Source organism: Corynebacterium sp. KPL2830 (genome assembly GCF_040225635.1).
In the GTDB taxonomy this organism is placed as follows: Bacteria; Actinomycetota; Actinomycetes; order Mycobacteriales; family Mycobacteriaceae; genus Corynebacterium.
Map to the genome: position 1 here is coordinate 1 of NZ_JBEHFR010000002.1, position 14,752 is coordinate 14,752.

Genomic DNA, 14,752 nt, shown 5'->3' on the forward strand with positions numbered 1-14,752 from the left:
ACGCTGCCGACCGTTGAGGTTTCCACCATGCCCCAGACGTGCACGACGTCGACGCCGTAATGCTCCTCCCACATCTTGATAAGCTGCGGCGGCACAGGGGAGCCGCCGGCGAAAATTTCCGTCAGCGTCATGCGCTCTGGCGGATTGTGCATGTAGTGCACGAAGAGCTGGATCCAGATGGTGGGCACGCCGTGGGCCACGCGCGGCGACGTGGCTGCAATGACCTTGGCGAGGGTGGGGGCGGAGACATCGGCATCGGGAAGCACGAGCGGGGTGCCCGTCATGAAACACGTAAAGGGAACGCCCCAGCTCAGCACGTGGTAGATGGGAATGCAGCACAGGAAGGTCTCGCCGTGGGTAATGCACAGCGAATCCGAGGAACGCAGCTGCATGGCCTCGAGGTAAAGCGAGCGATGGGAATATAAAACGCCCTTCGGCGCGCCGGTGGTGCCGGTGGAATAACACAATGCGGCGGCGGTGCGCTCATCGAGCTCGGGCCAATCGTAGATGGTAGAGCGGCCATCCAGCAGCGCCTCGTAGGAATAAAACTCGATGCCGCGCGGGAAATGGTGGGCAAAGCGCTGCGGCGATTGGGAACCGGTAAAAATCACCGAATGCACAGATGGCGCGCCGTTTAAAACCGTGCCCAACTGCGGGGCGAGCCGGGGATCGCACACGATGACGGAGACCTCGGCGTGGCTGATGATGTGGCGAATCTGGTCATTCATTAGCTGCTTATTCAGCGGGGTGAAAACCGCGCCCTTGCAGGCAGAGCCAAACATGACCTCGAGGTGCTCAGCGCAATTCCACATGAAGCTACCCACGCGCTGATCGCCGGTGATGCCAAGGTCATCGTGTAAAACATGGGCAAAGGCTGCTGCGCGTGCAGCGATATCGCGGAAGGTAACCTTTTCTGCGGGGCCAAACTCGGACCCGGTTCCCTCGCCGTGCCAAGTGGTAACAGTGGTATTGCCGTGCACTGACGCGCCGTATTCCAAAATACGGGTTAAAGACAGGGGAATATCCATCATCGTGGAAAGCATGCTTCCACTGTAGCGGTGTCCAAGTACTCACCGCGAAGCGAATGCGCTATAATTGCCTTCGGCTGATAGGAAAGCGGGAAAATCTTCCCAATCCTATGCAATCGGGCCCAGTGACAGGTCCCATCGTTATACATTGCCCACAGTCGTTTCTTGAATTCTTCCGCCCCCGCGTACTGGCTACAAGGGGGATTTCCCTTAAGGTAACCGGAAGAGGCCTCATGCTTATTGCCCCGGCAAGGCGCTTTAGCGCCTTGGCACGAGGGCGAAAAGATAAGAAAAATACACATCGGCTTCCAGTGCACCCGCCCAAGCTTCCCTGAAGTGGGGGAGGGCGGATCCTAACTATGGACCTGGTCAAGCAACGAAAGGATATCCGTGAGCGATACGGACAACACCGCGGCAAAGGATCTCGCATCCCTGAAGCTGCCGGAATTGCGCAAAATGGCCGCCGAACGCGGCCTTCGCGGCGTTTCTGCCCTGCGCAAAGGGGATCTCATTACCGCCATTAAGACCGGTCAGGTTCCCGCAAAGGCGAAGGCAAAAATAGAGCAGGCAGAAAAGGCAGAAAAGGCCGAGAAACCCGCGAAGGATGCGGCGTCTGCCAAGCAGAAAGATAAGCCGTCCAAGAAGGATGATCGCGGCGAGAGCGATAACGGCAAGTTCGGCGAGCAGCAGGACAATCGCGGCAAAGACCGCAAGGACAACGGCGACGACCAGCGCTATGAGTCGCGGTCGCAGGCCCGCCGCGCGCGCCGCAATCGCGCCCGCCGTCAAGAGCGCCAAGAGCAGGGCGACAATAACCGGGGCGAGAATAACCGGGGTGATGCGCAGGAGCAGAACCAGAATCGCCACCAGGACCGCCGCGAGGACTCCCAGGATGGCTCCGATAACCAGGGAGACAAGCAGAGCGATAAGAACGGCGATAATAATCACCGCAATAATCGCAATGACGATAATAATTTTGACCGCGGCAACCGCCGCGGCCGTCGCAACCGCCGGAACCGCCGGGGTGGCCGGGGCAATAATGATAACCACGGCGGCGGCAATGACCTGCAGGTACGCGAGGGCGATGAGCTGCAGGCTGTCGGCGGCATCTTAGATGTCGTAGACAATAACGTCTCGTTCCTGCGCACCACTGGGTACCGCGCGGGCGATGCGGATGTCTTTGTTAATAAGAACATCGTGCGCCGTTTGGGCCTGCGCTCTGGCGATGCCATTACCGGTCAGGTCAAGGTGGCTGGGCCTACCCACACGCACGGCAATGGCCGCAACCGCCGCAAGTACAACCAGTTGGTGCAGGTCGATACCGTCAATGGGATCGATCCCGAAGAGGCAAAGCAGCGCCCGCACTTTAATAAGCTCACGCCGCTGTATCCCAATCAGCGCCTGCGCTTGGAAACGGACCCGAAGATCCTGACCACCCGCGTCATCGACCTGATTATGCCGATTGGTAAGGGTCAACGCGCGCTCATCGTCTCGCCGCCGAAGGCCGGTAAGACCACGATCTTGCAAAACATCGCGAATGCGATTGCTACCAATAACCCCGAGTGCTACCTCATGGTGGTGCTGGTGGATGAGCGCCCTGAAGAGGTCACGGACATGCAGCGTTCCGTGAAGGGCGAGGTCATTTCTTCGACCTTTGACCGCCCGCCATCAGAGCACACCTCTGTCTCCGAGCTGGCCATCGAGCGCGCAAAGCGCTTGGTGGAGCAGGGCAAGGATGTCGTGGTGCTGCTGGATTCCATCACCCGCTTGGGCCGCGCGTACAACAACTCCTCCCCGGCATCGGGCCGCATCTTGTCTGGTGGTGTGGATTCCAATGCGCTCTACCCACCAAAGCGCTTCTTGGGCGCTGCCCGCAATATCGAAGAGGGCGGTTCGCTGACCATCATCGCCACCGCGATGGTGGAGACCGGTTCTACCGGCGATACCGTCATCTTCGAAGAATTCAAGGGGACGGGTAACGCAGAGCTGAAGCTGGACCGCGGGATCTCGGAGCGCCGCGTATTCCCGGCTGTGGACGTCAACCCCTCCGGTACCCGCAAGGACGAGCTCCTGCTAGTGCCTGAAGAGGCGCGCATCATGACCAAACTGCGCCGCATCCTGTCGGCTCTGGATTCCCACCAGGCAATTGACCTGTTGATCAAGCAGCTTAAGAAGACCCGCTCGAATGGCGAGTTCCTCATGCAGGTAGCTTCTTCTGCACCGATGGCAGCGGATAAGGACGAGGAAGACTATGTCTAATCAAGTTTCCATGGTTGATGACATTGTGTCGGAATACCAGGGCATTGAAATGCAGATGGGCGACCCAGAAGTCGCCGGCGATCAGCAGGCTTTTCGCAAGCTGTCCAAGCGGTACGCGGAGTTGCGCCCCATCATCATGGTCAACGATGAGCTGACCCAGGCGCGCGAGGATCTCGCGGACGCCAAGGAGATGGCTTATGAAGACCATGACTTCCAGGAAGAAGCGGACCGCCTAGCCGAGTCTGTGGAAGAGCTGGAAGAAAAGTTGGCTGACCTGCTCGCCCCGCGCGATGAGCAGGACTCGGAAGACATCATCATGGAGATCAAGGCCGGTGCCGGCGGCGAAGAGGCCGCGCTCTTTGCCGGCGACTTGGCCCGCATGTACGAGCGTTTTGCCGATAAGATCGACTTTAAGTGGGAGGTCTTGGGCCTTAACGAATCCGACTTGGGCGGCGTGAAGGACATGACTATCTCCTTCCGCGCTAAGTCTCCGACGCGCGATGGCGCATGGTCCGTCTTCAAATTCGAAGGCGGCGTGCACCGCGTGCAGCGCGTGCCGGTTACGGAATCGCAGGGGCGCATTCAGACTTCTGCCGCCGGTGTGCTGGTGTACCCGGAGCCCGAAGAGGTCGAATCGGTCAATATCGATGACAAGGATATCCGCGTCGACGTGTACCGTTCCTCCGGTAAGGGCGGCCAGGGCGTGAACACCACCGACTCGGCGGTGCGCATTACCCATCTGCCCACGGGGTTGATTGTTACCTGCCAGAAGGAACGTTCGCAGATCCAGAACAAGGCCCGTGCCCTGCAGGTGCTGCAGGCTCGCCTGGACCAGATGGAACGCGATGCTCGCGAGGCCGAGGCTGGCGAGCAGCGCGCCTCCCAGGTGCGCACCATGGATCGCTCCGAGCGCGTGCGCACCTATAACTGGCCGGAAAACCGCATTACGGATCACCGCATTGGCTACAAGGCCAATAACCTGGATTCCGTGTTGAACGGCGATATGCAGGATCTCATCAAGGCCCTGCAGGACCAGGAGCGCGCCGAGCGCCTTGAGGCTGAGAAATAAGAGCGGTCGATGGATTCGTACGGTGAGGCGCTGCGCCATGGGGTGCAGCGCCTTCGCGTTGCTGGAGTAGGAAGCCCCGAATGGGATACGCGCATCCTCATCTCGCACCTCATTCACTGCGGGCATTTGGATATTCCGCTGCATGAGCCACCCATGCCCGGCTTCCAGGTTGCCTTCGAGGCGCTTTTGCGCAGGCGGGAACAGCGCGAGCCGCTGCAATACGTGCTGGGCACGGCGTGGTTTGGGCCCCTAGATCTAAAGGTGGGCCCAGGCGTGTTCATTCCGCGCCCGGAAACGGAGGTGATGGCGGACTGGGCGGTCCACCACGCACCAGGCCGGCGCATGGTGGATTTGTGCTCAGGTTCGGGCGCGCTGGCGCTCTACCTGCAGCATTACGTACCGCAGGCGGAAGTGAGGGCGGTCGAGCTTTCCGATGCCGCCCTCGAATTCACCCGCGCCAATGCCCACGGCACTCGGGTAGAGGTGGTGCAAGCGGACGCGACCGACAGTCAGACTCTGGCGGACTGGAATGGCACGGTCGATCTCATAGTGAGCAACCCGCCTTATGTACCGGAAGATCCGAACTTGCAACCGGAGGTGTATCACGATCCGCACGTGGCCGTCTTCGGTGGCGATGACGGCATGGGAGTAATCCGCGGGTTGATTCCCACCATCGCCAGGCTTTTGCGGCCTGGTGGGGTCATGGCGATTGAACACGACGATACGACTGGCGATGCAGTGCGCGATGCGGTGCGTGACCACGGTGGCTTTTCCCATATCGCGCCGCTTAGGGACCTAACAGGCACGCCGCGCTTTATTACCGCGCGGCGCGCGGTAGACTAAGGCATCACCGTCGGGCAAGAAGGGGACTATTGATGCAAGGAAAAATTTATAATTGCGCCGATGACGCCGAGCGTGAGGAAGGCGTGAGCATCGCCACCAAGGCCGCCAAGTCTGGGCGGCTTGTGGTCATGCCCACCGATACGCTGTACGGTTTGGGCTGCGATGCCTTCGACAATGACGCGGTAGCTAATCTGCTTGCCACCAAGCAGCGTGGGCCGGATATGCCGGTTCCCGTGCTCGTCGGCTCCTGGAACACCGTTCGCGGCCTCGTCGCCTCGTACCCCGATTCCACCCGTGACCTCGTCGAAGCCTTTTGGCCAGGCGGACTATCCATCGTGGTGCCGCAGGCGCCGTCCCTGCCGTGGAACTTGGGAGATACCCGCGGTACCGTCATGCTGCGGATGCCCCTTCACCCGATTGCCATCGAGCTGCTGCGCGAGGTGGGGCCGATGGCGGTTTCTTCTGCGAATATCTCTGGACACCAACCACCAACCACGGCGCAAATGGCCAAGGGCCAATTGGGCAAGGCCGTCACCGTGTATTTGGACGGGGGAGAGACGGCCATCGGCAAGCCCTCCACCATCATCGACCTTTCCGGTGACCATCCATTCCTGCTGCGCGAAGGTGCATTATCCGCGGAGGAGATTGGCGAGGTCCTCGGCGTCTCTGCTGACTCGTTGCGCACCCGGCCCCAAGGATAGAAGGAGCATTTCGCGTGAGCGGCACTGGCGTACCGCTGCGCGAGTTGGCCTTGGTCATCCTCGTTGCAGCGACATTTACCTACCTGACCACCGGAGTGGTGCGATCCTTTTTGGTCCGCACGGGCCGGGTGGCAGAAATCCGCCTGCGCGATTCCCACTCCCAGCCGACGCCCCGCATGGGTGGGCTCGCCATGTTTACCGGTTTTGGCGCGGCGATATTCCTCGCCGCCCAGCTTCCAGCCTTGACTCGCGGGTTTATGCCGGTGACTCCAGAGATGAGTGCGGTGTTGTGGGCGGCGCTGGCCATCGTGCTTTTGGGTATTGCCGATGACTACTTGGAACTCGGGGCCCTCATCAAGCTTTTTGGGCAGCTCTTTGCCGCCGCCCTTATGAGTGGTCTGGGTCTGACGTGGACGCTGCTCTTTATCCCCTTCGGTGGCGGCACCACGGTAGTGCTCGACCAGATTCAAAGCACCCTCCTTACCGCTTTCTTCACGGTCCTTCTCATCAACGCCATCAACTTCGTTGACGGCCTCGATGGCCTAGCCGCAGGCCTTGGGCTCATCGCGGGCGGCGCTATTCTAATATTCTCGCTGACCGTCCTGCATGACCAAGGCGGAGCGGTATCGGCGTATCCACCTGCTATTATCAGCGCCGCTTTGGTGGGAATGTGTGCAGGCTTTTTGCCCCATAACTTTGAACCCTCCCGAATTTTCATGGGCGATTCCGGCTCTATGCTTATCGGGCTCTTGCTCGCCGCGGCCTCCACCTCCGCGTCCGGCAAGATCAACATGTCCCTCTACGGCACCGTGGACATGGTGGCGCTTATGTCACCTATCCTCGTGGTGATCGCTGCGGTGTTTATTCCAGTCTTAGACCTTGTCTGGGCAGTAATTCGCCGCCTATCACAGGGGCGCTCGCCATTTTCTGCGGATAAGGCGCATATCCACCACCGCCTTTTGTCTCTGGGGCATACGCACCGGCGCACCGTGCTGGTGTTGTACCTCTGGGTTTCCGCGGTGGCCTTTGGAGCGGTGTCGTTTTCCATCGTGCCAGCCCCAGTGGCGATCGGCCTGTCCATCATGGCGCTGTTAGTTGCCTTTGGTGCGACGCTGATTCCACTGCGGCAGGGCAAGATTGGTCTCAGGTCGTCGGATGACTGCGTAGTACGTGACTCACCGAGCGCGTGAGGTAGGGTGAATGTCCGTGAGTGACACAACGGAAAATGCTAATTTCGATGACCCGCGCCTGCCGCTGCAGCGTGCCGTAAAGAAAGGGTCTACCGCCCTCGGCATCTTTACCATCATTTCTCTCGCCGTCTGGGGTGGGGCACAGGGTGTCGCCGGGCTCTGGGGCGTTATCGTCGGCGCTGCCCTCGGCGGTGGCTTTGTCTTGTTTACCGCGCTCTCGGTGCTCTTTACCGCCCACTCGACGCCCTCCACCACCATCGCGGTGGTATTGGGCGGTTGGCTAATCAAGCTGATCGTCTTGATTGGCGTCCTAGCCATTATTCGGGACATGGATTTTTATGACACGTGGGCGCTATTTCTTACCGTCGTCGTAGCACTCATCGTTACCTTAGGCTCTGAGGTCTGGGCCGTGGTCACCTCCAGGATTACCTACGTGTCCTGAGTAGGGCAAAAAGAGTTAAGCCGTCGCGCATTGGGATTGCTCGGCGGCCTTTTTGTGCCCGCATGCTGGCATTAATGGAAGTAGTCCACCCCCGAGGGGGTGTGTTGGTCCGAGGGTGTGATCAACTGCACGTTTGTGAATTGGGCAGGAATAGCGCGGTTTTGTATGGCAAAAGGTGGAAATGGCGCTATCGGGTGTGGCCTATGGGGCCCCCACGTGCAAAAACTGTTGATCCAGCTGATACGATTTGCAACGGGTTACCGCGGGGTTAAGTGTTGCGCTTAAATCCTGCAACGGTAAATCCCTGTCTTGTTCACGCTGATGTGCGACGGAGTCCGTGTTCAAGGCAGAGAGTTTGAGACGTCCATCGCACCACAGAAGCCAGCAATTGGCTGTGTGGCCCGAACACGGGAGAGAACGCTGAGCGTTACAACATTGGCTATGAAAGGGCACTTCCATACGCCCGATCTAGGTGAAGAATTCTTCCCGGGGCAAATTGATGCCGACCATCTGTTTTTTGGCGACTTCGCCAATGGATGGTTCGCGCTTGATCGCCTGATGCTGATTCGCATTTTGATGACGCTAATTGTGGTGATCCTTTTCTGGGCTGCCTTTAAGAACCCTAAGTTGGTTCCTTCTGGCATTCAGAATGTTGGCGAGAATGCGGTCGATTTCGTCCGCGTCCATATCGCCGAGGACATTTTGGGTAAGAAGGAGGGAAAGCGATTCCTGCCAATTATCGCTAGCATCTTCTTCGCGGTTCTGTTTATGAACGTCGCGACCGTTATTCCGGGGCTTAACGTCTCGCCCAACGGTCGTATTGGTATGCCAATTGTTTTGGCAGCCGTTTCGTACATCGTCATGATTTACGCCGGTGCCAAGCGCTATGGCTTTGGTAAGTTCATTCGCTCCTCAGTAGTGATTCCGAACTTGCCACCGTTATTGCACGTTTTGGTGGTACCGATTGAGTTCTTCTCTACGTTCATTCTGCGACCGGTTACCCTTGCAATTCGTCTCATGGCGAACTTCCTTGCTGGACACATCATCCTGGTTCTTCTCTTCTCTGCTACGAACTTCTTCTTCTGGCAGCTAAATGGTTGGACCGTCCTGTCTGGGCTAACCGTGGTCTTGGGCTTGGCTATGAGCCTGTTCGAGATCTTGGTCATCTTCTTGCAGGCGTACATCTTCGCCCTGTTGACGGCGGTGTACATTGAGTTGTCCTTGCACGCTGATTCGCACTAAGGACGAGGTCGACGAGCGCGACCGAGTAATCCACCTAATTACACAACACTGACATTCGGTCCGGTTCGGACTGAAGATTTTTACGAAAGGGAACGACTTTCACCATGAACGAAATCATTCTGGCACAGGATGCTGCTACGACGTTCGAAGGCTTCGGCACCATCGGCTACGGCCTGGCTGCTATTGGCCCTGGTATCGGTATCGGCATCGTCGCCGGCAAGACCGTTGAGGCTATGGCTCGCCAGCCGGAGATGGCCGGTCAGCTGCGTACCACCATGTTCCTGGGTATCGCCTTCACCGAGGCCTTGGCCCTTATCGGCCTTGTCGCCGGCTTCCTGTTCTAAAAGTACGAGTTTTCCAAACCGAAACTTTTAAGACGGGAGACCTATGAATAACGTCGTTTATTTGCTTGCAGCAGAGGGCGAGGAGAACCCAGGTTCGGGTAGCTTCTCCGTTCTTCTGCCCAAGAACTATGACATTTTCTGGTCTTTGCTGTGCTTCATCGTAATTCTCTGGTTGTTCTGGAAGTTCGTACTTCCTCGTTACACCAAGTTGCTCGAAGAGCGTGAAGACCGGATTGAGGGCGGCATGAAGCGCGCTGAGGCTCAACAGGCCGAGGCTAAAGCTGCTCTAGAAAAGTACAATGCTCAGCTGGCTGATGCCCGCGCAGAGGCAGCCGAGATCCGCGAGCAGGCGCGCGAGCGCGGCAAGCAGATCGAGGCTGATGCGAAGAGCCAAGCGGAAGAGGAATCCCGCCGCATCGTCGCCAATGGCGAAAAGCAGTTGGAAGCTTCTCGTTCGCAGGTTGTTACTGAGCTGCGTTCCGAAATGGGGCAGAACTCCATCAACTTGGCAGAAAAGATTCTGGGCGGCGAGCTATCTGACGCCTCCAAGAAGTCCTCTACCATCGATGGATTTTTGTCCGAGCTCGACTCTGTGGCACCGGCCGGAAAGTAGGCAACTATGAAGGCAGCTAGCCGCGAAGCACTCGCGAACTCACAATCCCGTGTGGATGAAATCCTCGCTGGCGATAAGAACGTCGCTAGTGCAGTCCAAGCGGGCCTGGACATTTTTGAGGTCGTCGACGTTCTCGATGGGGACCGCGAATTGCGTGTGTCCTTCATTGACGTTGCGGCCCCGGCCGAAGCACGCAAGTCCTTGGCCGAGAATCTCTTTGGCTCCAAGGTTTCTGCCGGTGCTTTGAGCATCTTGCAGGAAGCTGCGGCGAACCAGTGGTCTTCGCCAAAGGACTTCGTCAACGGGCTTGTATCCTTGGGTCGCCGCGCATTGCTGCGCGCCGCCGAGGCGCAGGGCCAGTTGGGCCAGGTCGAAGACGAGCTTTTCCGCTTGGCGCAGATTCTGGACCGCGAGGGCGAGCTTACCCAGCTGCTTTCCGATCGAACTGCTGAATCCGCACGCAAGCGCGGATTGCTGGCAAACGTGCTCTACGGCAAGGTGACGATGTTTACTGAAGCGCTCGCGCTGCAGGCCATTAGCCGCCCAGAGCAGAACCCCATTGATGACGTAGCGGGATTGGCCGATACTGCAGCAGCCCTGCAGGATCGCACCATCGCACGCGTGGTCGCTGCGGGTGAATTGAATGAAGGCCAGCAGGCAGTACTCGCTGAGAAGCTGGGCAAAATTTATGGTCGTGCGATGTCCATTCACTCTGAGGTTGACACCAGCCTCCTCGGTGGCATGCGCATCCGCGTCGGCGATGAAATCATCGACGGTTCGACGGCAGGCAAGATTGCCCGCTTCCGCGCCCAGATGGTGTAGCCGAAACGACAGAAACGATTTAAGTAAGTGCTGGAAGATACTACCGAGAGCAGGAAGAACATGGCGGAGCTGACGATCTCCTCCGACGAGATCCGTAGTGCGATTGCGAACTACACCTCGAGCTACTCCGCGGAGGCCTCCCGTGAGGAGGTCGGCGTGGTCATTTCGGCAGCTGACGGTATTGCGCAGGTTTCTGGCCTGCCATCCGTTATGGCGAATGAGCTGCTCGAGTTCCCCGGCGGCGTAATTGGCGTCGCACAGAACCTTGACACCAATTCCATTGGTGTCGTGGTGCTGGGTAACTACGAGTCCCTCAAGGAGGGCGACGAGGTTAAGAGGACCGGCGAGGTCCTTTCCATCCCCGTGGGCGAGGACTTCCTCGGCCGCGTTATTAACCCACTGGGCCAGCCCATCGACGGCTTGGGCCCAATCGAAAGCGAAGAGGAGCGCGTCCTCGAGTTGCAGGCACCTTCGGTGCTGCAGCGCCAGCCGGTTGAAGAGCCAATGCAGACCGGCATCAAAGCTATCGATGCGATGACCCCGATTGGCCGTGGTCAGCGTCAGCTGATCATTGGTGACCGTAAGACCGGTAAGACCGCGGTGACCATCGATACCATTTTGAACCAGAAGGCTAACTGGGAGTCTGGCGACAAGGACAAGCAGGTCCGTTGTATTTACGTCGCCATCGGTCAGAAGGGCTCGACCATCGCCAGCGTGCGCCGTACCCTTGAGGAGCACGGCGCGCTGGATTACACCACCATCGTGGCGGCCCCAGCTTCTGATTCCGCCGGCTACAAGTGGCTGGCACCGTTCTCCGGTGCTGCATTGGGCCAGCAGTGGATGTACCAGGGCAACCACGTCCTGGTTATCTACGATGACCTGACCAAGCAGGCTGAGGCGTACCGCGCAATTTCGCTGTTGCTGCGCCGCCCGCCGGGACGCGAGGCCTACCCAGGCGACGTCTTCTACCTGCACTCCCGCTTGCTGGAGCGCGCTGCCAAGCTTTCCGATGACATGGGTGCCGGTTCTATGACCGCACTGCCCATCATCGAAACCAAGGCTAATGACGTCAGTGCCTTTATTCCGACCAACGTCATTTCCATTACTGACGGTCAGGTCTTCTTGGAGTCCGACCTCTTCAACCAGGGTGTTCGCCCGGCTATTAACGTCGGTGTGTCCGTCTCCCGTGTTGGTGGTGCGGCCCAGACCAAGGGTATGAAGAAGGTTGCGGGTAACCTCCGTCTCGACCTGGCTGCATACCGTGACCTGCAGGCATTCGCAGCTTTCGCCTCCGACCTTGACTCTGCGTCCAAGGCGCAGCTGGAGCGCGGCTCCCGCCTGGTCGAGCTGCTGAAGCAGTCCGAATCCTCGCCGCAGCCGGTGGAATACCAGATGGTATCTATCTACCTCGCCGAGGCAGGCATCTTCGACGTCGTTCCCGTCGAAGACGTTCGCCGCTTCGAGGTCGAGGTGCACGAGTACCTCAACGCCAATACTCCAGAGGTCTTTGAGCAGATCGCCGGCGGCAAGGCGCTTAGCGATGAGTCCAAGGAAGCACTCGAGGCCGCAGCCAAGGAGTTCGCTCCTAGCTTCCGCACCTCCGAGGGCCACAATTTGGGCACCGAAGAGCCTGTAGATCCTTTGGACGAAAACGACGTGAAAAGCACCGAGCTCAACGTCTCCCGGAAGACGGCTAAGTAGAGTTCAGCTCTCGTAATTAACCGTCTATATGAAAGAAGGGAGGAGAAACGATGGCTAATCTTCGCGAATTACGCGACCGCATCCGGTCCGTGAACTCGACTAAGAAGATCACTAAAGCCCAGGAGCTCATTGCTACCTCGCGCATTACCAAAGCGCAGACTCGGGTGGAAGCCTCTCAGCCGTACGCGATTGAGCTGACCAATGTCATGAACAGGTTGGCTGCAGCGTCGACGCTAGAGCACCCTATGCTGCGCGAGCGTGAAGACGGCAACGTCGCCGCGATTCTCGTAATCACCTCTGACCGAGGCATGTGCGGTGGCTACAACAACAACGTCTTCAAGAAGGCAGCCCAGCTCAAGGCCCTCCTCGAAAGTAAGGGCTACGAGGTAGTTCGCTACGTCACCGGCAGCAAGGGCATCGGCCACTACAACTTCCGCGAGGAAGAGGTAGCGGGCAGCTGGGATGGTTTCTCTCAGGATCCAACCTGGGAGGGCACCCACGATGTGCGTCGCCACATGATCGATGGCTTCGTTGCTGGTTCTAAGGGCACTACCAAGGGCCGCGAGGGCCTGCACGCGGAAGGTGAAGGCGCAGGTGTCACCGGCTTTGACCAGGTGCATGTGGTCTACACCGAGTTTGAGTCGATGCTGACTCAAACCGCGCGTGCGCAGCAGCTTTTGCCTGTTGAGCCGGTAGTGCAGGGCGAGGAGTACGAGATGGGTGACTCCGCACTGGAGGATCCGGAGCCAGCAGATAACATTTCCGCGGACTTCGAGTTCGAGCCGGACGCGGATACCCTGATGGAAGCGCTGCTTCCGCAGTACGTCTCGCGTATCCTGTTTGCTATGTTCTTGGAGGCTTCGGCTTCCGAGTCCGCTGCACGCCGTACAGCTATGAAATCTGCTACTGACAACGCAACCGAGATTGCCAATGACCTATCTCGTGTGGCCAACCAGGCCCGTCAGGCACAGATTACCCAGGAAATTTCAGAGATCGTCGGTGGCGCTGGCGCGCTATCTGACAGCGCAGAAAGTGACTAGATTATGACTACAGCTCTGCAAGAGCAGAATGCACAGTCTTCGGCAGTCGCCGGTCGTGTCGTGCGCGTCATCGGTCCGGTGGTGGACGTGGAATTCCCACGCGAGGCACTTCCGGCCCTGTACAACGCACTCCACGTCGAGATTAAGCTCGAAGCTGTGGCAAAGACCGTCACCCTTGAGGTCGCTCAGCACCTCGGTGACAACCTCGTTCGTACCGTGTCCATGGCACCTACCGATGGCCTTGTCCGTGGCGCCGAGGTAGTCGACTCCGGAGAGCCTATCTCCGTTCCCGTCGGCGACGTTGTCAAGGGCCACGTCTTTAACGCCCTCGGTGACTGCCTCGATGAGCCGGGCCTCGGCCGCGATGGCGAGCAGTGGGGCATCCACCGCGAGCCACCAGCGTTCGACCAGCTCGAAGGCAAGACCGAAATCCTCGAGACCGGCATTAAGGTCATTGACCTGCTGACCCCATACGTTAAGGGCGGCAAGATCGGCCTCTTCGGTGGTGCAGGTGTGGGTAAGACCGTCCTGATTCAGGAAATGATTACCCGTATTGCCCGCGAGTTCTCCGGTACGTCGGTCTTCGCCGGCGTCGGCGAGCGCACCCGTGAGGGCACCGACCTCTTCCTGGAAATGGAAGAGATGGGCGTTCTGCAAGATACCGCACTTGTCTTCGGCCAGATGGACGAGCCACCAGGAGTTCGTATGCGCGTGGCTCTGTCCGGCCTGACCATGGCGGAGTACTTCCGCGATGTGCAGAACCAGGACGTGCTGCTGTTCATTGACAACATCTTCCGTTTCACCCAGGCCGGTTCCGAGGTATCCACCCTGCTGGGTCGCATGCCTTCCGCCGTGGGCTACCAGCCAACCTTGGCTGATGAAATGGGTGTGTTGCAGGAGCGCATTACCTCCACCAAGGGTCGTTCCATTACCTCTCTGCAGGCCGTTTACGTGCCTGCCGATGACTACACTGACCCGGCCCCAGCCACGACCTTCGCTCACTTGGATGCGACGACCGAGCTGGACCGTGCCATTGCTTCTAAGGGTATTTACCCGGCAGTGAACCCGCTGACCTCTACCTCTCGTATCCTCGAGCCAGGCATCGTGGGCGAGAAGCACTACGAGGTAGCACAGCGTGTCATCGGTATTCTGCAGAAGAACAAGGAACTGCAGGACATCATCGCCATCCTTGGTATGGACGAGCTGTCTGAAGAAGACAAGGTGACCGTGCAGCGTGCCCGCCGTATCGAGCGCTTCTTGGGCCAGAACTTCTTCGTTGCGCAGAAGTTCACCGGCTTGGAGGGCTCCTACGTGCCGCTGCAGGACACCATCGATGCCTTCGAGCGCATCTGCAACGGTGAGTTTGACCACTACCCAGAGCAGGCCTTCAACGGCTTGGGTGGCTTGGACGACGTCGAAGCTGCATACAAGAAGTTGAACGAGAAGTAGGGAGAGGCA

14 protein-coding genes are annotated in these 14,752 nt (G+C 58.7%); 13 read left to right on the forward strand and 1 reads right to left on the reverse strand.

The features are described 5' to 3' along the window. On the reverse strand, positions 1-1,043 hold a 1,043-nt coding region (locus ABRP87_RS00885; RefSeq protein WP_349867143.1), incomplete at its 3' end, for an AMP-binding protein. Positions 1,044-1,418: 375 nt separating this feature from the next. On the opposite strand from ABRP87_RS00885, the gene rho reads away from it, so the two are divergent. The 13 genes from rho to atpD all read left to right on the forward strand — a co-directional run bounded on the left by rho (position 1,419) and on the right by atpD (position 14,743). Further along, positions 1,419-3,287 (forward strand): transcription termination factor Rho, encoded by a 1,869-nt coding sequence (gene rho / locus ABRP87_RS00890; RefSeq protein WP_349867145.1) that lies wholly within the window; start codon positions 1,419-1,421, stop codon positions 3,285-3,287. Further along, complete coding sequence (prfA, locus tag ABRP87_RS00895) at positions 3,280-4,356, forward strand: peptide chain release factor 1 (RefSeq protein ID WP_349867148.1); 1,077 nt, start codon at positions 3,280-3,282, stop codon at positions 4,354-4,356. Before rho ends, prfA begins: the two co-directional genes overlap by 8 nt. Positions 4,357-4,365: 9 nt before the next feature. Further along, entirely contained in the window at positions 4,366-5,199 is an 834-nt protein-coding gene (gene prmC, locus ABRP87_RS00900) for a peptide chain release factor N(5)-glutamine methyltransferase (RefSeq protein ID WP_349867151.1), read from the forward strand. Between the two features lie 32 nt (positions 5,200-5,231). Further along, positions 5,232-5,900: an L-threonylcarbamoyladenylate synthase gene (locus ABRP87_RS00905; RefSeq protein WP_349867153.1), complete on the forward strand. Its 669-nt coding sequence runs from the start codon at positions 5,232-5,234 to the stop codon at positions 5,898-5,900. Between the two features lie 14 nt (positions 5,901-5,914). Next, on the forward strand, positions 5,915-7,090 hold the full coding sequence (locus ABRP87_RS00910) for an MraY family glycosyltransferase (RefSeq protein ID WP_023026354.1): 1,176 nt from the start codon (positions 5,915-5,917) through the stop codon (positions 7,088-7,090). 10 nt (positions 7,091-7,100) lie between these two features. Then, positions 7,101-7,532, forward strand: coding sequence for a Cg1360 family ATP-synthase-associated protein (locus ABRP87_RS00915; protein ID WP_023026355.1), 432 nt, complete (start codon positions 7,101-7,103; stop codon positions 7,530-7,532). A 441-nt stretch (positions 7,533-7,973) separates the two neighbouring features. Further along, the gene (atpB, locus tag ABRP87_RS00920) at positions 7,974-8,774 is read left to right on the forward strand and encodes a F0F1 ATP synthase subunit A (protein ID WP_349867157.1); all 801 of its coding nucleotides are present in this window, start codon (positions 7,974-7,976) and stop codon (positions 8,772-8,774) included. 104 nt (positions 8,775-8,878) lie between these two features. After that, positions 8,879-9,118, forward strand: a complete 240-nt coding sequence (locus tag ABRP87_RS00925) for an ATP synthase F0 subunit C (protein WP_005280196.1) — start codon at positions 8,879-8,881, stop codon at positions 9,116-9,118. A gap of 43 nt (positions 9,119-9,161) precedes the next feature. After that, the gene (locus ABRP87_RS00930; protein WP_349867160.1) at positions 9,162-9,731 is read left to right on the forward strand and encodes a F0F1 ATP synthase subunit B; all 570 of its coding nucleotides are present in this window, start codon (positions 9,162-9,164) and stop codon (positions 9,729-9,731) included. Positions 9,732-9,737: 6 nt separating this feature from the next. Beyond that, entirely contained in the window at positions 9,738-10,553 is an 816-nt protein-coding gene (locus tag ABRP87_RS00935) for a F0F1 ATP synthase subunit delta (RefSeq protein ID WP_023026358.1), read from the forward strand. 60 nt (positions 10,554-10,613) lie between these two features. Next, positions 10,614-12,254, forward strand: coding sequence for a F0F1 ATP synthase subunit alpha (gene atpA / locus ABRP87_RS00940; RefSeq protein ID WP_349867316.1), 1,641 nt, complete (start codon positions 10,614-10,616; stop codon positions 12,252-12,254). Positions 12,255-12,304: 50 nt separating this feature from the next. Next, positions 12,305-13,294: a F0F1 ATP synthase subunit gamma gene (locus tag ABRP87_RS00945; protein ID WP_349867162.1), complete on the forward strand. Its 990-nt coding sequence runs from the start codon at positions 12,305-12,307 to the stop codon at positions 13,292-13,294. 3 nt (positions 13,295-13,297) lie between these two features. Continuing rightward, positions 13,298-14,743: a F0F1 ATP synthase subunit beta gene (atpD, locus tag ABRP87_RS00950; protein WP_005280201.1), complete on the forward strand. Its 1,446-nt coding sequence runs from the start codon at positions 13,298-13,300 to the stop codon at positions 14,741-14,743. Positions 14,744-14,752: the final 9 nt, after the last annotated feature.